At 65.8% G+C, this 19678-nt stretch carries 18 protein-coding genes; 10 read left to right on the top strand and 8 right to left on the bottom strand.

Going from position 1 to position 19678, the window contains the following annotated elements; genetic code table 11:
• Positions 1–86: 86 nt before the first annotated feature.
• Both NCG91_RS10595 and NCG91_RS10590 read right to left on the bottom strand, forming a co-directional pair.
• A complete protein-coding gene (locus NCG91_RS10595; protein WP_251349645.1) occupies positions 87–497 on the bottom strand; it encodes a VOC family protein in 411 nt (136 codons plus the stop codon).
• A gap of 55 nt (positions 498–552) precedes the next feature.
• A complete protein-coding gene (locus NCG91_RS10590) occupies positions 553–1449 on the bottom strand; it encodes a helix-turn-helix transcriptional regulator (protein ID WP_251349642.1) in 897 nt (298 codons plus the stop codon).
• 130 nt (positions 1450–1579) lie between these two features.
• Here NCG91_RS10590 and NCG91_RS10585 point away from each other — a divergent pair, with 130 nt between their 5' ends.
• Both NCG91_RS10585 and NCG91_RS10580 read left to right on the top strand, forming a co-directional pair.
• Complete coding sequence (locus tag NCG91_RS10585; RefSeq protein WP_251349641.1) at positions 1580–2620, top strand: class I SAM-dependent methyltransferase; 1041 nt, start codon at positions 1580–1582, stop codon at positions 2618–2620.
• Between the two features lie 166 nt (positions 2621–2786).
• Complete coding sequence (locus tag NCG91_RS10580) at positions 2787–3086, top strand: hypothetical protein (protein WP_099665989.1); 300 nt, start codon at positions 2787–2789, stop codon at positions 3084–3086.
• A gap of 87 nt (positions 3087–3173) precedes the next feature.
• Here the strand turns inward: NCG91_RS10580 and NCG91_RS10575 are convergent, their stop codons facing one another.
• Positions 3174–4073, bottom strand: a complete 900-nt coding sequence (locus NCG91_RS10575) for a LysR substrate-binding domain-containing protein (RefSeq protein ID WP_251349640.1) — start codon at positions 4071–4073, stop codon at positions 3174–3176.
• Between the two features lie 112 nt (positions 4074–4185).
• On the opposite strand from NCG91_RS10575, the gene NCG91_RS10570 reads away from it, so the two are divergent.
• Positions 4186–5463 carry an MFS transporter gene (locus tag NCG91_RS10570; protein ID WP_251349639.1) on the top strand — a complete coding sequence of 426 codons (1278 nt, stop codon included), beginning with the start codon at positions 4186–4188 and terminating at the stop codon, positions 5461–5463.
• Here the strand turns inward: NCG91_RS10570 and NCG91_RS10565 are convergent.
• A complete protein-coding gene (locus tag NCG91_RS10565; RefSeq protein WP_251349638.1) occupies positions 5460–6128 on the bottom strand; it encodes a helix-turn-helix transcriptional regulator in 669 nt (222 codons plus the stop codon). The genes NCG91_RS10570 and NCG91_RS10565 overlap by 4 nt on opposite strands.
• Positions 6129–6253: 125 nt before the next feature.
• Between NCG91_RS10565 and NCG91_RS10560 the strand changes: the two genes are divergently transcribed.
• From NCG91_RS10560 to NCG91_RS10540, 5 genes are read left to right on the top strand one after another with little or no spacing between them, the layout of a single operon-like run.
• Positions 6254–6736, top strand: a complete 483-nt coding sequence (locus tag NCG91_RS10560; protein ID WP_251349633.1) for a DUF2165 family protein — start codon at positions 6254–6256, stop codon at positions 6734–6736.
• A 58-nt stretch (positions 6737–6794) separates the two neighbouring features.
• Positions 6795–7895 carry an efflux RND transporter periplasmic adaptor subunit gene (locus tag NCG91_RS10555; RefSeq protein ID WP_251349630.1) on the top strand — a complete coding sequence of 367 codons (1101 nt, stop codon included), beginning with the start codon at positions 6795–6797 and terminating at the stop codon, positions 7893–7895.
• A gap of 15 nt (positions 7896–7910) precedes the next feature.
• A complete protein-coding gene (locus tag NCG91_RS10550; protein ID WP_251349628.1) occupies positions 7911–11009 on the top strand; it encodes a MexW/MexI family multidrug efflux RND transporter permease subunit in 3099 nt (1032 codons plus the stop codon).
• On the top strand, positions 11006–12394 hold the full coding sequence (locus NCG91_RS10545; protein WP_285817094.1) for an efflux transporter outer membrane subunit: 1389 nt from the start codon (positions 11006–11008) through the stop codon (positions 12392–12394). The genes NCG91_RS10550 and NCG91_RS10545 overlap by 4 nt, the downstream gene beginning before the upstream one ends.
• A 25-nt stretch (positions 12395–12419) precedes the next feature.
• Entirely contained in the window at positions 12420–12995 is a 576-nt protein-coding gene (locus NCG91_RS10540) for a DUF1349 domain-containing protein (RefSeq protein ID WP_251349627.1), read from the top strand.
• A 1-nt stretch (position 12996) separates the two neighbouring features.
• Here NCG91_RS10540 and NCG91_RS10535 read toward each other — a convergent pair whose 3' ends face one another.
• Entirely contained in the window at positions 12997–13395 is a 399-nt protein-coding gene (locus NCG91_RS10535) for a DUF4440 domain-containing protein (RefSeq protein WP_251349625.1), read from the bottom strand.
• Complete coding sequence (locus NCG91_RS10530; RefSeq protein ID WP_251349623.1) at positions 13392–14813, bottom strand: MFS transporter; 1422 nt, start codon at positions 14811–14813, stop codon at positions 13392–13394. Before NCG91_RS10530 ends, NCG91_RS10535 begins: the two co-directional genes overlap by 4 nt.
• A gap of 127 nt (positions 14814–14940) precedes the next feature.
• Between NCG91_RS10530 and NCG91_RS10525 the strand changes: the two genes are divergently transcribed.
• Positions 14941–15843 carry a LysR family transcriptional regulator gene (locus NCG91_RS10525; protein ID WP_251349621.1) on the top strand — a complete coding sequence of 301 codons (903 nt, stop codon included), beginning with the start codon at positions 14941–14943 and terminating at the stop codon, positions 15841–15843.
• A gap of 139 nt (positions 15844–15982) precedes the next feature.
• Complete coding sequence (locus NCG91_RS10520; RefSeq protein ID WP_251349619.1) at positions 15983–16792, top strand: hypothetical protein; 810 nt, start codon at positions 15983–15985, stop codon at positions 16790–16792.
• Between the two features lie 23 nt (positions 16793–16815).
• Here NCG91_RS10520 and NCG91_RS10515 read toward each other — a convergent pair whose 3' ends face one another.
• Both NCG91_RS10515 and NCG91_RS10510 read right to left on the bottom strand, forming a co-directional pair.
• Positions 16816–17871, bottom strand: a complete 1056-nt coding sequence (locus NCG91_RS10515) for a bifunctional nicotinamide-nucleotide adenylyltransferase/Nudix hydroxylase (RefSeq protein WP_251349618.1) — start codon at positions 17869–17871, stop codon at positions 16816–16818.
• Positions 17868–19583, bottom strand: coding sequence for an NAD+ synthase (locus NCG91_RS10510; protein WP_251349617.1), 1716 nt, complete (start codon positions 19581–19583; stop codon positions 17868–17870). Before NCG91_RS10510 ends, NCG91_RS10515 begins: the two co-directional genes overlap by 4 nt.
• Positions 19584–19678: the final 95 nt, after the last annotated feature.

Raw genomic sequence — 19678 nt, 5'->3', positions numbered from 1 at the left:
GGCAGTGATTTGTGGCCGAGAAGCGCAACCGTAATCTGGTACGGTGAGCATCGCCGGCCGCAAAGCGCGACGCGCAGTAGGTTTGGTCAGGCGTTTCCAGGTACGGCGTTCGGCTCCATGAACATCAACTCCCATTGATGTCCATCCAGGTCCTGGAAACTGTGGCCATACATGAAGCCGTAATCCATCGGCTCCTTGTAGATGCTGCCGCCCGCTTGGACGGCCTTCGCCACCAGCGCATCGACTTCGCCGCGGCTCTCGGCCGACAGGCACACGAGCACTTCCGTCGCCACCTTGGTATCGCACAGCTGCTTGGGCGTAAATTGCTTGAATTTGTCGTGCGTCAACAGCATCACGAAAATGTCGTCGGCGACGATCATGCACGTTGCCGTTTCATCCGTGAAATGGGCATTGAAACTGAAGCCCAGCGCCGTGAAAAACGCCACGGAGCGTTCCAGCGACTGGACGGGCAGATTGACAAATATTTTGCGGGCCATCATGTCTCCTTCAAGTGAGATGAAAAATGCTGCCCGCCGATTCTACACCGGCTTTTTACGGGCCAGCGCGTCCCACGGTCTTCGGCACGTAGCCGAAATAGCGGCTGAACGCAGCGCTGAAATTGGACGGATGGCGATAACCGGTTTGCCAGCCCGCCTGCGCCACCTGGCAACCATTTTCCAGCAGTAACTTTGCCCGCTGCATGCGCAACGCCAGCAGGGTACGCTGCGGACTGTCGTTGTAGCGGTAGCGCCATCCCTGCTTGAGTTTGAACAAGCTCAGGCCCGCTTGCGCGCACAGGTAATCGAGCGTCAGGTCTTGCGCCATCTGCTCCTGCATCAGCGCATGGACGCGCTCCAGCTTGATCATCTCGGCCTCGGACCAGCGCGGGATGGAAGCGGGCGCGGGCGCCGGCCGCAGCACCCGCAACTGTTCCGCCAGGACACTGAGCACGCCGATGTGCACGGCCAGCGGGTCCGTCGCGCGCAGCAGCGCCCGCGCCTGCTGGGCGGACGCCGCCGTGGTGGCCGCATGTGCCAGCTGGCGCGCGCCACCGTGGGGTAACAATGACGCCAGGCCTTGCGGCCAGTAGCGCGCCAGCGCGTCTTCATCGACCAGCACGCGCAATTGCGCCGCCCGCTGATTCGCTTCGAAACGGCGCTCGCCGCTGACGTGCCGAAAGGCCGTCACCGTCGTATGGCCAGCCCGGAAACGCAATTGTTCGCCATCGCGCGTGGTGTAGCCGGACACGCCTTCCAGGCCGATGGTGATCACCATGCCGCCCGCATCGTCATGCTTCGATTGCTCGACGAGCGCAAGGCGCGGACGGTAATCGGAATGCACGAGCAGCAAGCCCTGGTCGACCTGGCGCTGGTCCGCGCGGCACTCGCCCGTCCCGGGGTCCAGCTGGCGCCGCGTCCAGCCTGCCGCTTCCCTGTCCTGTTCCCTCATCGCTCCCCCTGTTTTTCCGCGCGCCGTCGCGCATACGAAATGCGCCGTGTCGCATACAAATGCAAATGATAACTATTCTCATTGTTGCATAAAATAGGTGCTCTTGCCCACCTCACCGAAAGGAAGCACCATGCCATTCACCACACAACACGCCTTGCAACCGTATTGGGACCTGGCCGTCGCGCCCGTCCAGGCGGACGGACTGGCCGCCGCCCTGGAACTGGGCATTTTCGAACTGCTGGCCACGCCGCACACGCCGGCGCAATTGGCCGACGCCCTGTCGCTGCACGCGCCGCACACGGCGCTGCTGCTGGAATTACTCTGGAGCATGCAAGTGCTGGAACGCGATGCGGCCGATGCTGATGCGCAGCGCTACCGCTGCACGGCCGCCACCTTGCAGTATTTCTGCCGCGACTCCGAGGCCTTTTGCGGCGACGCCTGGCTGTACCGGCTGCATGCGCTGCGCCATTTCGCCACCCAGCTGAGTACGCTGGTGCGCGAGGGCGGCAAGGCCGCGCCCTACAGCACGGCAAGTGGCATCAACTGGGCCATTGCCGCGCAGCAGCAGATTGGCCAGGAACAACGCGCCGTCACCATGCGCGCAGCCCTGTCCGTGATGCAGCGCATCGCCCCGTTTGCAGACGGCCACACGCCGCTGCGCCTGCTCGACCTGGGCGGCGGACCGGGCTGGGTTGCCATTGCGCTGGCGCAAGCCCATGCGGGCTTGCACGGCGGCGTCTTCGACTGGCCGGAAACGGTGGCCGTGGCAGCCGCGAACATCGCCCATGCGCAACTGTCTGACCGCCTGGAGACTGTGGGCGGCGACCTGGCCAGCGACGATATCGGCAGCGGCTACGACCTCATCTGGTGCTCGTCCGTGCTGCACTTCGTGCCCGACATGGCGGCGGCCTTGCGCAAGATCCATGCGGCGTTGACACCCGGTGGCATCTTCGTTTGCGTGCAGGCGGAAATCGCCCCGGCAGCCGGCGACGCGGCGCGCGTGCTGCCGTATTACTTGCCGATGCGCATGCTGGGCCGCACGGTAACCCAGCAGGGAGAATTGGCGCAATTGCTGCGCGACACGGGCTGGCGGCAAGTGGAGCAATACAGCGCCAGCGATTTCCCCATGGCGCCCGTGCAGGTGTTGATTGCGCGCAAGGATGGAGCGTGAATCCGCCCGCGCGCAGCGCGCTGCCGCAAGCGCCATTTGATGCATCGCATGGCAAGCGCTGCGCCCATGTGGTTGAATACTGGCTGCGCAGCGATGGCGCTGAACGCTGAACCATGACAAACCCCGCATCACGCACCTGAGATAGCACCAAAATGTCCATCGCCCTATGAGCCTGACACTATCTGATCGTTCTGGAACGATCCTCGGAGAAATTGTCGTCTTGTCCGAGAATGCGCTTGTTCTCGGGACTTTTCTTCCCACGGCTGCCTTTGCCGCATACGCGACCTTGTTCAAGAATCTGGAACAAGCCGCCAACGATCAGCTTTTCGTCGAGGCAGACCGATTGGAACAGGAAATTCAGTCATGCGATTTTTGCGTACTCGACACGTACAGCGGCGTGCAGCGAAACATAGCTGATTTGCAGATCATGCAAGATGGAATCTGTTTCCATTGGCGAGCAAGCTGAGAGCGGCCACGGTAAACCTGCGCCGGCGGCCCGCGCCGGGACCGATGCATGCCGATAGCCCACGGCGCCCGTTCCCGCTCGCCAGTATCAAGCGGGACTGTCCCGCAACGCGTCGATGATCAGGCCAGCCAGCCGCTCGACGGGCGGCCTGGACACGCTGGAGGCGCGCAGCAGTTCCAGCGACAGCGGGGGCAGGGCGGGCAAGCCCGCCGCCACGTGGTCGAGCGCGCAGACGGAAGACGGCAAGCCCAGGCTGGTGCGCACCGTCACGCCCAGCCCGGCCGCGGCCGCCGCCCACAGTCCCGCCAGGCTGGGACTGGTAAACGCCGTGCGCCAGGCGATGCCCGCATGGTCCAGCGCCTGCGTGGCGCAGCGCTGGAACAGGCAGTCGCGGTCGAAGGTAATGAGCGGCAAGGGCTCGCCCGATTCGGGCTGCCAGGCCAGGCTGGATGAGGCGATCCAGCGCATGGCCGGCTCGGCAATATGCTGGCGCTGCGGCAGCGGATATTCGGCCACGTCGGCGATGCAGGCGCCGCCCCACAGCAGGGCCAGGTCCAGCTGGCCCATGGCCAGCCCTTGCATCAAGGCCGTGTTGCGCGCCACGTGCGCCTCGATGCGCACTTTCGGATGCGCGCGGGCAAAGCGCCCCAGCACGTCGGGCAGCAAGGCTTCGCCGAAATCCTCCTGCAAACCGAGCCGTATCCAGCCTTCCAGTTCCGCGCCGCGCAAGGCGACGGCCGCCTCGTCGTTCATTTCCAGCAGGCGGCGTGCATAGCCGAGCAGCACTTCGCCGGCCGGCGTCAGCGCCAGTCCCCGGCCATCCTTGCGGAACAGGGGCATGCCCGCCTGCTCCTCGAGTTTTTTCAGCTGCGCACTGACGGCGGAGGTGGAGCGGCCCACCTTGTCGGCCGCGCGGGCAAAGCTGCCCAGTTCGATGCCAGCCACATAGCTGCGCAAGAAGGCGATGTCAAAATTCAGCAAGCTCATGGCGCAAATACAATCGTCCTGTTTTATGGGATGGTAACTGGTAAATTATCTGATATTCAGAACGATCGTACTGCGCAACACTGTCAGGGTCAACCACTTTCCCCTCCCTGCCATGACCACCAGCTGCCCAGCCGTTCCTGTTCCTGTCCCCGCCACCGCGCCCGCGCTGGGCGATGCCCACCGCTGGAAGGTGCTGGCCGTCGGCGTGGCGGCCAATGCCAGCTTTTCCGCCGCCGCCAACGGCATGCCCACGACGGCCATCTGGCTGCGCAGCGGCTATCACCTGAGCAATACGCAACTGGGGGTGGCGCTGGGCGCCATGGGCCTGGGCGTGGCCCTGACAGAATTGCCATGGGGCATGGCCACCGACCGCTGGGGCGACCGCCCCGTGCTGCTGACAGGCTTGCTGGGCACCATGCTGGCCCTATTGACCTTGCTGCTGTGGATCACACCCGCTGACGGCGCCGTGCCGCCGTTATGGGCGCTGGCGGCCGGGCTGGCGCTGGTCGGCGTGCTGGGCGGCAGCGTGAATGGCGCCAGCGGGCGCGCCGTGATGCGCTGGTTCGGCGCGGGCGAACGGGGTTTCGCCATGAGCATCCGCCAGACGGCCGTGCCGCTCGGCGGCGGCCTCGGCGCCCTCGTCCTGCCCAGCCTGGCGTCACGTTACGGCTTCATGCCCGTGTTTGGCGCCCTGGCCCTCGTATGCGGCCTGTCGGCGTTTTTTACGTGGCGATGGATGCATGAGCCCGATTTCTCTGCCGAGGCCGCCACGGAGCCGCAAAACGCGTCCACGGGCCTGTTTGGGATCAAGCCGCCTCCGCCGCTGCAAGGTCCACTCAAAAACCGCAAAGTGTGGCGCATGGTGGCCGCCATCGGCTTGCTGTGCGTGCCCCAGTTTGCCGTGCTCAGCTATGCCACCGTCTTCCTGCACGACCATGGCCGCCTGGGCCTGGCCGCCATCACGGCCGTGATGGTGGCCCTGCAGGCGGGCGCCATGGTGATGCGCATCTGGAGCGGACGCCACACGGACCGCCACGCGAACCGGCCCGCCTATCTGCGCGGCTCGGCCCTGGTGGCGCTGGCGTCGTTCATTGTGCTGGGATGCATCGCCTGGCTGCAGGCGCCGGGCTGGCTGCTGATGGCCGCCGTGGTGGCCGCCGGCATCGCCGTGTCCGCCTGGCATGGCGTGGCCTACACGGAGCTGGCCACGGAAGCGGGCGGCGCCAACGCGGGCACGGCCCTGGGCATGGCGAACACGGCCGTCTACGCGGGCCTGTTCCTCACGCCGATCGCCATCCCGCACTTGCTGGCGGCCAGCAGCTGGCCCGTCGTGTGGTGGCTGGCGGGGCTGGTGGCGCTGGCCACGCGGCCCCTGTTTCCGAAAGCTTAATTTAACTCGGGCAGCGGCGAAATGCGGTAGATGCAGCGCATCGCATTCGTCAGCACATGCTGCTCGCGCACGATGCTGGCGTTCGGTCCCACCACTTCCTGGAACAGCTGCAATTCGGAGCGGCAAAAACCCTGGCAGGTGCGCGCGGCGGCGCAGATGGGGCAGTGGTCTTCGATCAGCAGCCAGTCGTCGCCATCCGCTTCCACGCGCGCCATATAACCCTCTTCATCGCGCACGGCCGCCAGTTGCTGCAGCCGCGTGGGCAAGTCCGGCGCCGAGCACGCCAGCGCATACGCGCTGCGGCTTTCCTCTTCGCGCTGCGTGATCAGTTTATCCAGCCCCGCCTCGCCGAACAGCTGGCGCACGGAACCGATCAGCTTGATCGTCAGCTGCGCATGCGTGTCGGGAAAGCGCGCATTGCCCGCCTCCGTCAAGACCCAGTTCTGGCGCGGGCGCCCGGCGCCCGCCTGCGCTTCCTGGCGCCCCTCGATGAGGCCCGCCGCCACCAGCTTTTGCACTTGCTGGCGCGCCGCCTCGCCCGTCATGTCCAGGGTCTTGGCCAGGGTTGCCGTGGAGACGGGTCCCTTGGTCTTGATGAAATACAGGATGCGCTCCGTCGTTTGCGGCGCCTCTTGATTATCCAAACGTTTACTTGTGTAATTCATTTCGCTCAACTATCATGGGGCCAGTTAACCAACTAATTGCTTGCATAATAGGCCGGTAGCTCCACGCTGTCGAGGAGTTTCCACGTCCGCATGCCGGCAAGGTACTCTTTTGACAGGATTTTCCCATGCAACTGTCTCACTCGATCTGGCTGTTTCACGCCATCCTCGCCATCGGCCTGGCCCTCTGGCTCACCCTGGCCGCCCTCAACAACCTGCACGCCTTTCACGGCGCCGTCTGGGCCATCGGCAACACCATGCGCATGGACCCGCTGCGCCAGGACCCGACCATCCAGACGCCGCTGCTGCGCCGCGCGCTCACCTCGCTGACCCTGCACCGCCTGAGCCTGTTGACGGTGCTGACGCTGCAACTGCTGGCCGCCATCGCCGCCTGGACGGGCGTGGCGCTGTTGCTCGGCGCATCCCTGACGCAAGCGTTACCCTGGCTGAACCTGGCCCTGTGCGCCATGGCCGCCTTCCTGCTGCTGATGCACCTGGGCGGCCTGTGGTTCGGCTACTGGATCGCCCAGGAAAGCTTGCAGACGACGCACCTGGTGCTGCTGCTGTGGACCCTGGGTTTGTTCTTCCTCTTCAACGCGCAGCGGACCTGACCAGCCTCCGCTGCGCCTCTTCTTCTTTCTCCCTTTCAATGCAGTAAAGGACTTCATCATGAATACGAAACTCGTCGGCGCTTCCGCGCTGGCCATCGCCCTGGCCGTCGCGGGCGCCGCGCTGTATCCGCGCGCCAACTCGCACGCGGCCGATGCCGCCGCCTACCCCGCCACGAAGGTGGCGCTGGTTCCCGTCGTGCTGGGCACGCAGGAGCGCTTTTTTGCCGGCGTGGGCGAACTGGAAGCGGCGCGCCAGGTGCAGGTGGCGGCCGAAACGGGCGGGCGCGTCACGCAGATCCGTTTCGAATCTGGCCAGAGCGTGGCGGCCGGCGCCATCCTCGTGCAGCTCAATGACGCCCAGGAACAGGCAATGCTGCTGCGCCAGCGCGCACAGCTGAAAAATGCGGAGAGCAGCCATGCCCGCGCGGCGCAGATGGTCAGGGAAAAAGCCGCCACGCAGGAGCAGCTCGATGCGGCGCTGGCCGCGCGCGATGCGGCCCTGGGCGACGTGCGCCAGACGGAAGCGCTGATCGCGCAAAAGACCATCCGCGCACCGTTCGCGGGGCAACTGGGCATCCGCAAGGTGCACGCGGGCCAGTACCTGAACGCGGCCGACACGGTGGCCAGCCTGATCGACACGAAGGCCTTGCTGGTGAACTTCGCCCTCGATGAACAGAGCAGCGCGAATCTGGCGCCGGGACAGGCCGTGCAAGTGCTGGTGGACGCCTATCCGCATGAAATCTTCACGGCGAAGATCAACGCCATCGACCCGCTGATCGCCCGCTCCCGCATGGTGCAGGTACAGGCGGCATTGAGCAATCCCCGCGGTGCGCTGAAAGCGGGCATGTATGCGAACGTGCGCGTGGCCCGCGAGGCTGGCCAACAACTGACGGTGCCGGAAACGGCCGTGACCTACAGCGCGTATGGCGATACGGTGTTTGTGGCGCAGCAGGAAGGAAAACAGCCGCTCACCGTCAAGCGCGTGGGCGTCAAACTGGGCGAGCGGGCCGGGGGCCGCGTGGCCATCCTCGACGGCTTGCGCGAAGGGCAGCGCGTGGTCGCCTCGGGCCAGCTGAAACTGGCCGACGGCATGGCCGTGCAGGCCGTGGCCAATACCCTGGACGAGGCGAAACGCGCCGCGCCCAAGGCCGGTTCTTGAGGAAAGGCCAGCACCATGAAATTTACCGATTTATTCGTGCGCCGCCCCGTGCTGGCGCTGGTGATCAGCACCTTGATTCTGATGCTGGGCGTGATCGCCATCCTGCAGCTGCCGATCCGCCAATACCCGATGCTCGAATCGTCCACCATCACCGTCACGACCAACTATCCGGGCGCCTCGGCGGAACTGATGCAGGGTTTCGTGACGCAGCCCATCGCGCAAGCCGTATCGTCGGTGGAAGGCATCGATTACCTGACGTCGTCGTCGGTGCAGGGCAGCAGCACCGTCACCGTGCGCATGGAATTGAACCGCGATTCCACGCAAGCGTTGACGGAAGTCATGGCCAAGGTCAACCAGGTCCGCTATAAATTACCGGAAGGCGCTTTCGACCCCGTCATCGAGCGCGCGGCCGGCGATTCCTCGGCCGTCGCCTATGTCGGCTTTGCCAGCGAGAGCGTGTCCGCGCCCGCGCTGACGGATTACCTGGCGCGCGTGGTGCAGCCGATGTTCGCCACCATCGACGGCGTGGCGAAAGTCGACGTGTATGGCGGCCAGCAGCTGGCCATGCGTTTGTGGATCGACCCGGCGAAACTGGCCGCGCGCGGCTTGACGGCAGCCGACGTGGCCGACGCCGTGCGGCGCAATAACTACCAGGCGGCGCCCGGCAAGGTGAAGGGACAATTCGTCGTCGCGAACATCAGCGTCAACACGGACCTGACCAGCGTGGAGCAATTTCGCGACATGGTCATCCGCAAGGGCGGCGATGAAAAGGACAGCGCCGCCCTGGTGCGCCTGAAGGACGTGGGCACGGTGGAGCTGGGCGCGGCCGCCACGGAGACGAGCGGCATCATGGACGGCGTGCCGGCCGTGTATCTGGGCCTGTCGCCCACGCCCGGCGGCAACCCGCTGGTGATCGTCGACGGCATCAAGAAGCTGCTGCCGGAAATCCAGAAAACCCTGCCGCCGGGCGTGAAAGTCGAGCTGGCGTTCGAGACGGCGCGCTTCATCCAGTCATCGATCGACGAGGTGGCGCACACCCTGCTTGAAGCGCTGCTCATCGTCGTCATCGTCATCTACCTGTGCATGGGTTCCCTGCGCTCCGTGCTGATTCCCGTCGTGACGATCCCGCTGTCGATACTGGGCGCGGCGGCGCTGATGCTGGCCTTCGGCTTCAGCATCAATTTACTGACCCTGCTGGCGATGGTGCTGGCCGTGGGCCTGGTGGTCGACGACGCCATCGTGGTGGTGGAAAACGTGCACCGGCATATCGAGGAAGGCAAGACGCCCGTGGCGGCCGCCCTGGTGGGCGCGCGCGAAGTGGCCGGCCCCGTCATCGCCATGACGATCACCCTGGCGGCCGTGTATGCACCGATCGGCATGATGGGGGGATTGACGGGCGCGCTGTTCAAGGAATTCGCGCTGACTTTGGCCGGCGCCGTGGTGGTGTCGGGCGTGGTGGCGCTGACCTTATCTCCCGTGATGAGCTCCCTGCTGCTGCAGCCGAAACAATCGGAAGGACGCATGGCGCGCGCCGCCGAGCATTTCTTCGAAGGCCTCACCAGCCGCTACGCGCGCCTGCTGGACCGTTCGCTGCACCACCGCTGGCTGAGCGCCGGTTTCGCCGCGCTGGTGATGGTCAGTTTGCCGTTTTTGTACCTGCTGCCGCAGCGCGAACTGGCGCCGGCGGAAGACCAGGCCAGCGTCTTGACGGCGATCAAGGCGCCGCAGCATGCCAACCTCGATTACGTGGAACGCTTTTCGTACAAGCTCGATGAGATCTACAAAAATATCCCCGAAACGGACTCGCGCTGGATCATCAATGGCGGCGAAGGCCCGGCATCGAGCATCGGCGGCATCAACCTGACGCCATGGGCCGAACGCTCGCGCAATGCGGCCGTCATCCAGGCCGAATTGCAGCACGCCGCGGGCGACGTGGAAGGCACCAGCATCTTCGCCTTCCAGCTGGCGCCCTTGCCCGGATCGAGCGGCGGCTTGCCCGTGCAAATGGTGCTGCGCAGCGCGCAGGATTACGCCACCCTGTTCCGCACGATGGAAGACGTCAAGCAGCGCGCGCGCGACAGCGGCCTGTTTGCCGTCGTCGACAGCGACCTCGATTACAACAACCCCGTCGTCAAGGTGCGCGTGGACCGCTCCAAGGCGAACAGCCTGGGCATCCGCATGCAGGACATCGGCGAATCGCTGGCCGTGCTGGTGGGCGAGAATTACCTGAACCGCTTCGGCATGGATGGCCGCGCCTACGACGTCATCGCGCAAAGCCCGCGCGAGCAGCGATTGACGGCGCAGGCCCTGACGCAGCAGTACGTGCGCGCCGACGATGGCAGCCTGCTGCCCCTGTCCGCCGTCGTCTCGGTGACGGAACAGATCGAGCCGAACATGCTGACCCAGTTCAACCAGCAAAATGCGGCCACCTTCCAGGGCGTGCCGGCGCCGGGCGTGACCCTGGGCGACGCCGTCGCCTTCCTCGACGGCGTGGCGAAAACCCTGCCGCCGGGCTTCAGCTACGACTGGCAATCCGATGCGCGCCAATTCGCCACGGAAGGCAATGCGCTGCTGCTGGCCTTCCTGGCGGCCGTCGTCGTGATTTACCTGGTGCTGGCGGCGCAATATGAAAGCCTGACGGACCCTTTGATCATCCTGATCACGGTGCCGCTGTCGATTTGCGGCGCGCTGATCCCGCTGGCGCTCGGCTACGCCACCGTCAACATCTACACGCAGATCGGCCTCGTGACCCTGATCGGCTTGATCAGCAAGCACGGGATCTTGATGGTGGAATTTGCCAATGAATTGCAGGTGCATGAACGGCTGGACCGCCTCAGCGCCATCCGCAAGGCGGCGCAAATCCGCTTGCGCCCGATCCTGATGACGACGGCGGCCATGGTGGTGGGCCTGGTGCCACTGCTGTTCGCGTCCGGCGCCGGCGCCAACAGCCGTTTCGGCCTGGGCGTGGTGATCGTTTCGGGCATGTTGATCGGCACCTTCTTTACCCTGTTCGTGCTGCCCACCGTGTACACCTTTCTGGCCCGCCGCCACACGGCCGACCATGCCACGCCGCGCGCGCGCGATCTGTCGCACGCGCTGAAGGAATCCCCATGAAAAATTACCGCTATCTCGTCTCCCTTTTCCCCCTGCTGGCCGGCTGCGCCGTCAGTCCCGCCTACGTCACGCCGGGCACGCCCGCCATCGCCCTGGCCAGTCCGCAGCAGGCGCAGTTTGCGCCAGGTCAAACGGCTGCCAGCGAAGCCTCCTGGTGGACGTTTTTCGACGATGTGCGCCTGTCGCAGCTGATCGCCAGCGCGTTGACGCACAACCTCGATATCGCGCAGGCGCAAGCGAATCTGCTGGCCGCGCGCGCCACCTTCGACGAGCGCCGCCTCGACGAACTGCCCGCCGTCACGGGCCAGGCGGGGTGGCAGCGCAGCGTGCAGCAAGATGCGCCAGACAGCCGTGCCGCCAGCACGAGCACGCGCGTGGGTTTCGACGCGCAGTGGGAGATCGACCTGTTCGGCCGCCTCGCGCATATCACCCGCTCGGCGCAGGCGCGCGCCGACGCGGCGCAGGCCGATTTGCGGCAAGTGCAGCTGACGATCGCCGCCGAAGTGGCGCGCAATTACTACGAGGCGCTGGGCTACCAGCAAAACCTGGCGCTGACGCAGGCGCAAGTGCAAAGCTGGCGCGATACCATCGCCCTGATCGACGCGCGCATCCGCGCCGGCAGCGGCTTGCCAGAAGAGCGCCACAACGCGCTGGCCAACCTGGCGCGCAGCGAGGCGGCCTTGCCGCCGTTGCAGGCCGGCTTGCGCCAGGCGCAGTACCGGCTCGATGTGCTGAGCGGCCAAGCACCGGGCGCCGTCGCGCTGGCGACAGCACCGCGGCAGCAGGCGCCGCTGGCCGGCCAGCTGCCGCTGGGCGACGTGAACCGCCTGATCAGGCAGCGTCCCGACGTGGTGCGCGCCGAGCGCCTGCTGGCCGCTTCCAGCGAAGACGTGGGGGCGGCAACGGCGGACCTGTATCCGCGCCTCAGCCTGGGCGGCTTTTTGGGCTTCTTTGCGCTGCGCGGCAGCGGCGTGTTTGACGGCGGCGCGCGCGCCTTCGAAGTGGCGCCCTCCGTCAGCTATCCGGCCTTCCGCCTGGGCAGCGTCAAGGCGCGCTTGCGCGGTACGCAGGCCGAAGCGCAGGGCGCGCTGGCGCGCTATGCGCAAACGATGCTGTTGGCGCAGGAAGAGGTGGAAAACGCCGTTACGCAGCTGGCGGAAAACCAGACGCGATTGGCCTCGCTGCTGGAATCGGCGCGCCACGGCAACGCGGCCCTCGGCATCGCCAGCACGCGCTATGCGGGCGGTGCCGGCAGCTACCAGGCCGTGCTGGAAAACCAGCGCGCCTTGTACGATATTCGGCGCGAAGCGCTGCTGGCGGAAACGGCGTCCTACGTCGATGCGATCGCCCTGTACAAGGCGCTGGGATGGGGGCACACTATGTGATCTTTTTAGCTCGGAAAGGCACGCGATGTTCACGCAAGGCAGCTGGCTCAATCCACCGGAAAACTGGTCCGCCGACGGCGCGCAATTGCGCGTGACGACGGACGCAAATACGGATTTCTGGCGCAAGACTCACTATGGTTTTATCCGCGACAGCGGCCATTTTTTCGGCACACAAATCGACGGCGATTTCACGGCGCAGCTGCACGTGGCGGCGCAGTACGCGGCGCTGTACGACCAGGCCGGCATGATGGTGCGCATCGACGAGCAAAACTGGATCAAGTGCGGCGTCGAATTTTCCGACGGCCAGCTCTTATTGAGCACGGTATTGACGCAGGACAAATCCGACTGGGCCGTCAGCAGCGCTCCCGCCATGCCGGACGGTTTCTGGCTGCGCGTGACGGTGGCGCAAGGCGCGATCCGCGTGCAGTATTCGACCGATGGCCAGCGCTGGCCGCTGCTGCGCCTGGCGCCATTTCCCGAGGCCGGCAGCTACCGCGTCGGCCCCATGTGCTGCACGCCGGAACGGGGTGGCCTGGAGGTGGTGTTTTCCCGCTTTTCCATCGGCCCGGCGCAACAAAAAGACTTGCACGATTTGAGTTAGATCAAGCGCTCCACGTCTCGTGCAAATGGCGCCACAGCAGCGTTCCAGCCGGTGTCTTCTCATACACGACGGTCGACAGGCGCTCCGTGTTTTCCGCGCCCGGCAGCGACTGGAACTCACGGTAGGACACGGTGGCGCCGGTGGCGTTGTCCTGGATCAATGCCAGGTCGGAAATACGCATGATGAGGCCCGGACGGCTGCCGCCGGCGCCCTGGAAAAATGCCGTCAAGCCGGCATGATCGAGCTGCTTGCCGCCGGGGGACACCATCGTGAAACCGGGCGAAAAACGCGCGAGCAAATCGGCGCAATGTTCGGGCGCCGTGGCTACGCCGGAGAGCCATTCGCGGATCAGCACATGCGTGGATAACACGTCGTCAAAACAGGGGTTCGTTGTCTTCATTTTTTTGCTGCTCCATGGTGATGTAAAAGGTCGAGAACGGCGCGGTTATCGATGCGCGCGCACAGCGCCAAAGGCAGCACGCACGCGCTGGCGGCCAGCGCAAAGCACCAGTGAAAAACCTGCGCCGCGCGCAGGTGCTGGGCGGGGTCGTCCAGCGACGTAATTCCCTGCGCCGCCAGCAAGCCATTCAGCAGTACGCTGAGCAGCGCCACGCCCAGGCAAAAGCCCAGCTGACGGTTGATATTCCACACGGCGCTGGCCTGGCTCAGCTGCCCGTCCGGCGTGCGCAGGAAGGCCGTGCTTTGCGCCGTGCTGCTGCACAAGCCGCCGCCAAAGCCCATCACGGCATACGCGCCGGCCAACCAGAACAACTGGCCCGCCGCATCCACCCGCAGCAGCATCAGCATGCCCGCCGCCTGCAGCAGCGCACCAGCGATGAACAGCGGTTGCGGTCCCACGCGGCGATAGCTTTTCCCCGTGAGCGAGATGGCCGCAAACGAGGCCAGCGCCCACGGCAGCATCAGCGCGCCCGCCGTCGATGCCGACATGCCCAGCACGCCCTGCAAATACAGCATGGCCAGCAGGCTCACGCCCATGAACACGCCCGGCACCAGCAGATACATCAGCATGGCGATGCGCAGCAGCGGTTCGGCGGCCAGGCGCAGGTTGAGCAGGGGCGTGGATTTGCGCAGCGCGCCGCGCACATAGCCCCACGCGCAGGCGGCGCCCAGCGCCAGCACACCGGCGCCGGCAAGCAGCTCGCCCGGTGTACCCATCATGGTCAAGCCCAGCAACAGCAAAAGGATGGCTGTGCTGCCCGCCACAAGGCCGCCCGTGTCGAGCCGGGGCACTTGCGCGCGCGGCGGGTCGGGGCGCAGCCAGCAGGCGGCCAGCAGCAGCGCCAGCGCGGCAAACGGCACGTTCAAGTAAAAAATCGCCCGCCACGACAGGCTGTCGACGATCACGCCGCCCAAGGCGGGCGACAGGGCGGGCGCCAGCAAGCCCACCAGCATGATGACGGAGGACAGGCCGGGACGCTCGGCGGGTTGATACAGCTGGTAAGTCATGCTTTGCCCCAGCGGGATCAGCAAGCCGCCGCCCAGGCCCTGCACGCAGCGCCAGGCGATCAGCGCCTCGATCGAGGGCGCCAGGCCGGCGCCGATGCTGGCGCATAAAAATGTTAGCAACGATGCCATGAACACGGTTTTGCTGCCATAATAGGCAGCCAGCCAGGCGCTGGCGGGGATAACGATGGTCAGGCCAAGGATGTAGGCCGTGCTGATCCAGGCCAGCTGCGCTACCGAAGCGTGCAGGGCATGGCCGATGTCGGGATAGGCGACGCTGGTGATGAACATGTTGATCAGGTCGACGAAAAACCCCAGCAGATAGATGGCCGCGACCTTTTTGCGATAGTCCATGGTGCTCCGAATGGCAAACGGCCAGCTTAAGCGTCCAGCGCCATTTGCGTAACGGGCCAGCCCCGATTACACTGTCAAAGAAATTTTGACAAACTCCCGCAACCCGCATGTATCCTCATAGTTATTTATGATCAGTCTTGACCGTTTGGGTATTTTCATCGCCATCGTCGACGCCGGCTCGCTCACGGCGGCCGCCGCCGTGCTGGGCCAGAGCAAGGCCGTCGTCAGTTTCAATTTGAAACAGCTGGAAGCGGAGCTGGGCGTGTCGCTGCTGACGCGCAGCACGCGCAGCCTGGCGCTGACCGACGTGGGACGGCGCTTTTACGAGGATTGCCAGCGCGTGCTCAGCGAAGCCCAGGGCGCCATCGAGACGGCGCGCCAGGGGCACCAGGGCTTGCGCGGCACCCTGCGCCTGACCACCACCGTCGAATACGGCAGCCGCACGGTGATCCCCGCGCTGATCGCCTTTGCCGCCGCCCATCCGCAGCTGCAGATCCAGCATTCCTCGTCGTCCTCGCATGAAGACCTGATCTCGGGCGGCTACGACCTGGCCATCCGCATGGGTTCACTCAACGATTCGAGCTACCGCGCCGCGCTGATCGAGCCGTATGCGATCTGGCCCGTCGCCTCGCCCGCCTACCTGGCCAGCCTGCCCGGCCGGGACATCGCCACCTTGCCCGACTTGCAGCGCGCGCGCTGGCTGGCGCACAGCCGCCTCGCTACGCCCCTGCGCTGGGACGTGCAGACGCCCGATGGTGCCGCCGTCTTCGTCGCGCAGGACGACGCCGCCATCCATTCCGACTCCGCCTCGGCCCTGCTGGGCTTTGCCCTGGGCGGCTGCGGCGTGGCCCTGCTGCCGCAATGGCAGGTGGAAGGGGACGTGCGCGCGGGACGTTTGCGCCGTCTGCTGCCCGACGTCGTCTTCCCGGAACAGGGCGTGTATGCCGTGTATCCGAACACCCAGCATATTGCGGAAAAAGTGCGCGCGTTTATCGACTTCTTGCGCGCGTTCGTGGGCACGCCCGCCTGAGGTTTCACGTGGCGCCACGGCGCCCATGTCACGTCGTCAATACTTGTTGAATACAACGATTTCCAAAGGGCAAACGAGCGCCCATTTCGCTTTTCACGGCCTACACTGAAAGGACGTTGTTCACCGATTGGAGACCATCATGGCACATACATTGGCAGCAGTTTTCGCCGTGCGCGACATGGCCGAGCGCGCCCGGCACGACCTGATCACGGCGGGCTTTCCCGGCGCCAACATCCGCCTGCACGATGCGGGCAGTGACGACTTTTCCGCCACGGAAAACATCCGCCGCGACGACAGCGACAGCCTGCTCGACAGCGTCAAACATTTCTTCACGGACCTGTTCGGCAGCCACGCCGACCGCCACATCTATGCGGAAGCCGTGCGGCGCGGACATGTCGTGCTGACACTGGAAGGGGCGAGCGACGCCGATATCCAGCGCGCCACCGACCTCGTCGAGCGCTACGCGCCGCTCGACATCGATGCGCACGCCGAGCACTGGCGCACCGGCGGCTGGCAGGGCGCGCCGCAAGACGACGGCGCGCGGCGCCAGGGCGCCAGCATGCAGCAGGGCGCGTCGGCCGGCAACCTGAACGAGACGGCAGCATCGCAGCAATTTGCGGGCGGCATGGCGCCGCCGTCATCGGGCGCGGGCGCCAACGCGCGCCGCTATCCCAGCGCCGACAACCTGCCGGGCACCAGCTACGACGACGAGCAGTACTACCGCAACCACTGGAGCGCCACCTATGTCGCCACCGGCGCGCGCTTCGAGGACTACGATCCCGCCTACCGCTATGGCCATTCGATGGCGAACAGCGACAGCTACCGGGGCCGCCCGTGGGATGAGGTGGAAGCGGAGCTGCGTTCCACGTGGGAGCACACGTATCCGCAATCGGCGTGGGACAACTTCAAGGCGGCCATCAGACATGGCTGGGAGCGCATCACGTCCTGACGCGCGGCGAGGGGATGGCTCTGTCAGCGCCCCTCGTGCGTGAGCTTGAGGAAGTGGTTCAGGATGTGGAAGTGGTCTTCGAAGAATTGCTCTTCCATGGCCGGCAGGGCGCTCACCGGCACCCACTGCGCCAGCGCCGCATCGTCGGCCGCCGTCACGGCCGGCAGCTGGCGCGTCTTCAAGTCGAAGTAATGCGCATGCGTGATGGTGCGCCCCCGCTGGCTGCGGTCCGGATGGTCGAACACGGCCACGCCGACCAGCGCCTCGACCAGGGTGGGCGCCAGCACGCCCAGCTGGGTTTCTTCCGCCAGTTCGCGCAGGGCGCCCTGCAGCAAGCGTTCGCGCGGCTCCAGGAAGCCGCCCGGCAGCGCCCACAAGCCCTTGCCAGGATAGCCGCCGCGGCGCACCAGCAAGACGTGGCCGCCCGTCTGCACCAGCGCATCCACGGTGCAAAAGATGGGCGCATACGGCGCCGTGCGCCAGCGCGCCTTGTACGCTTCGATGGCGCGGTATTCCTGCACCAGCGGCGCGTACCACGGCAACAAGGTCCACGCCTTCAGATACTGGCCGATGGCCGCCGGCAGCAGCTGCGCCACGGCGCTCAGCGACACGTCCACGTCTTCCGCCTCGAACAGCACGTTGCGGATCGCCGTCGCGCCGATGGGCGCACCGGGATCGATCTCCAGGTTGAGCAACTGCCAGTGCGGGAAGTGGTGCAGGTAATAACTGGTGGCGTCCTTGAAACAAGCCACCAGGGTGACGCGCTGCACCGCGGGCACGGCGCCCGCCACAGCGCGCCGCACGGCATCGGCCCACAGGCCATCGTCGTAGTAATCGCGCACGGCCACGTAATGCACGCGCGCGCGCTGCGCCTCGGGCAGGGTGGCGGCGATCATGGCGGCCCGCTCCTGCCACGTAAACGGGTTCTTCGGGCTGCGCGCATGGAAGGCGGAACCGAGCACCACCACGACGCTGGCGGCGGTGGCCAGCGCCTTTTGCAGCAAGCCCGCATGGCCATTGTGAAAAGGCTGGAAGCGGCCGATCAGGATGGCCGCGTCGGCAGGATAGGATGAGCTCATGCGTCGTCTCCGGTGGGGTAGTGGGCGGCGATCGGCAATTGACGCCCGCTGCCAAAGGCGCGCGAACGCACGCGGATGATGGGCGCCGCCTGGCGCCGTTTGTATTCATTGCGGGCAACCATGCCGAGGATGCGCGTCACCAGTGCGCGCCCCTCGTCCGTCTCGCGCAGCTGGTCGACCAGGGTCAAGGCTTGCGCGCTTTCTTGCGCCGGCAGGCGGCGTCCCTCGATATGCCATTTCAAGATTTCATCGAGCACGGGATAGGGCGGTAAACTGTCGGTGTCGCGCTGGCCCGGCGCCAGTTCCGCCGACGGGGGTTTGTCGAGCACGGCGACGGGGATCAGTTCGCGCCCGGCACTGGCGTTGAGGTGGCGCGACAGGGCGAACACCTCCGTTTTATACAGGTCGCCGATCAATCCCAGTCCCCCGTTCGTGTCGCCATACAAGGTGCAGTAGCCCACCGAGATTTCGCTCTTGTTGCCGGTGGTGAGCAGCAGGGCGCCAAAGGCGTTCGAGTATTCCATCAGGATGGTGCCGCGCACCCGCGCCTGCAGGTTTTCCAGCGGCAGCCCCTGCAGCTTGCCGTCGAAGGCTTGGGCATAGCCGGCTTCGTATTGCGCCACGATGTCGCGGATGGCATGCGTGTGCAGGACGATGCCCAGGTTGGCGCACAGGGCGACGGAATCGGTGACGGAGCCGGCGCTGGAAAACACGGACGGCATGGTGATGCCCACCACGTTGTTCGCGCCCAGGGCTTCGACGGCCAGGGCCAGGGTCAGCGCCGAATCGATGCCGCCCGAGCAGCCGACGACGACTTTCGTAAAGCGGCAGCGGCGCGCATAGTCGCGCAAACCGAGCACGATTTGACGGCGCGCAAATTCCACGGCGGGGATGCCGTCCGGGTCGGGCACGGGAAACGCCGCGCCGTCCGTGCGCGTAAAACCGCCGTCGGCAAAGCGCAGCAATGCATCATCCTCGACGAAGCGGGCCGCCTCGAATTGCACGCCGAGGGTGGGGGACATGGCGAACGAGGCGCCGTCGAACACGAGTTGATCCTGGCCACCCACCTGGTTGACGAAGAGCAAAGGCAAGTTCACGCGCGCGCAGGCGGCGCCGAACACGGCATGGCGCTGCGCGCGCTTGCCGATGTCGGACGGGCTGGCGTTGATGCTGACGACCAGGTCGGGCCGCGCCGCGTGCAGGGCGTCGAACGGGTTGACGGCGTAGGCGCGGCCATCGTCGTTCCAGCCATCCTCGCAAATCATGAAACCGACTTTACAGCCGGCGATATCGAGGGTGCAGGCGCCGGGCGGCCCCGGCTCGAAATGGCGCCCCTCGTCGAAGATGCCATACGTCGGCAACAGCTGCTTGTAGTATTCGGCCACGATGCGCCCGTCGCGGATCGCCAGCAAGGCGTTGTACAGGGGCTTGCCGACGCCGGGATTCGGCCGCGCCGTGCCGATGACGGTGACCAGCGCCGGCCAGCGCGTGGACGCTTCCAGCACCGTGTCGAGCGCCTGCTGCATGTCGCGCAGGAAGGCGGCGTCCTCGAACAGGTCGCCCGGATAGTACGCGCACAGCGATAACTCGGGGCACACGAGCAGGTCGGCGCCATCGCTGCTGGCGCGGCCCATGCGCGCGATGATGGCGGCACAATTGGCGTCGAAATCGCCCACGGTGGGATTCATCTGGGCGAGGGCGATGGTCAGCATGGCGATCCTTCATTGGTTACGCTTGAAACCACTATCCTGCCTGAAAAATTTTCTGAGCGTACTGATGCAATCGTGCAAGCCTGCCGATCAGGGTG

This window comes from Janthinobacterium kumbetense (assembly GCF_023703445.1).
Taxonomy (GTDB): domain Bacteria; phylum Pseudomonadota; class Gammaproteobacteria; order Burkholderiales; family Burkholderiaceae_D; genus Janthinobacterium; species Janthinobacterium kumbetense.
Note: the sequence above shows the minus strand (reverse complement) of the source record. Positions and strands in the feature narration are given on the sequence as shown.

Coding starts and splice junctions, on each gene's coding strand:
- NCG91_RS10515 (WP_251349618.1), bottom strand. CDS start 17,871: ATGAGCTCATCCTATCCTGCCGACGCGGCCATCCTGATCGGCCGCTTC.
- NCG91_RS10575 (WP_251349640.1), bottom strand. CDS start 4,073: ATGAGCTTGCTGAATTTTGACATCGCCTTCTTGCGCAGCTATGTGGCT.
- NCG91_RS10520 (WP_251349619.1), top strand. CDS start 15,983: ATGGCACATACATTGGCAGCAGTTTTCGCCGTGCGCGACATGGCCGAG.
- NCG91_RS10510 (WP_251349617.1), bottom strand. CDS start 19,583: ATGCTGACCATCGCCCTCGCCCAGATGAATCCCACCGTGGGCGATTTC.
- NCG91_RS10565 (WP_251349638.1), bottom strand. CDS start 6,128: ATGAATTACACAAGTAAACGTTTGGATAATCAAGAGGCGCCGCAAACG.
- NCG91_RS10555 (WP_251349630.1), top strand. CDS start 6,795: ATGAATACGAAACTCGTCGGCGCTTCCGCGCTGGCCATCGCCCTGGCC.
- NCG91_RS10595 (WP_251349645.1), bottom strand. CDS start 497: ATGGCCCGCAAAATATTTGTCAATCTGCCCGTCCAGTCGCTGGAACGC.
- NCG91_RS10570 (WP_251349639.1), top strand. CDS start 4,186: ATGACCACCAGCTGCCCAGCCGTTCCTGTTCCTGTCCCCGCCACCGCG.
- NCG91_RS10545 (WP_285817094.1), top strand. CDS start 11,006: ATGAAAAATTACCGCTATCTCGTCTCCCTTTTCCCCCTGCTGGCCGGC.
- NCG91_RS10590 (WP_251349642.1), bottom strand. CDS start 1,449: ATGAGGGAACAGGACAGGGAAGCGGCAGGCTGGACGCGGCGCCAGCTG.
- NCG91_RS10530 (WP_251349623.1), bottom strand. CDS start 14,813: ATGGACTATCGCAAAAAGGTCGCGGCCATCTATCTGCTGGGGTTTTTC.
- NCG91_RS10525 (WP_251349621.1), top strand. CDS start 14,941: ATGATCAGTCTTGACCGTTTGGGTATTTTCATCGCCATCGTCGACGCC.
- NCG91_RS10560 (WP_251349633.1), top strand. CDS start 6,254: ATGCAACTGTCTCACTCGATCTGGCTGTTTCACGCCATCCTCGCCATC.
- NCG91_RS10540 (WP_251349627.1), top strand. CDS start 12,420: ATGTTCACGCAAGGCAGCTGGCTCAATCCACCGGAAAACTGGTCCGCC.
- NCG91_RS10535 (WP_251349625.1), bottom strand. CDS start 13,395: ATGAAGACAACGAACCCCTGTTTTGACGACGTGTTATCCACGCATGTG.
- NCG91_RS10580 (WP_099665989.1), top strand. CDS start 2,787: ATGAGCCTGACACTATCTGATCGTTCTGGAACGATCCTCGGAGAAATT.
- NCG91_RS10550 (WP_251349628.1), top strand. CDS start 7,911: ATGAAATTTACCGATTTATTCGTGCGCCGCCCCGTGCTGGCGCTGGTG.
- NCG91_RS10585 (WP_251349641.1), top strand. CDS start 1,580: ATGCCATTCACCACACAACACGCCTTGCAACCGTATTGGGACCTGGCC.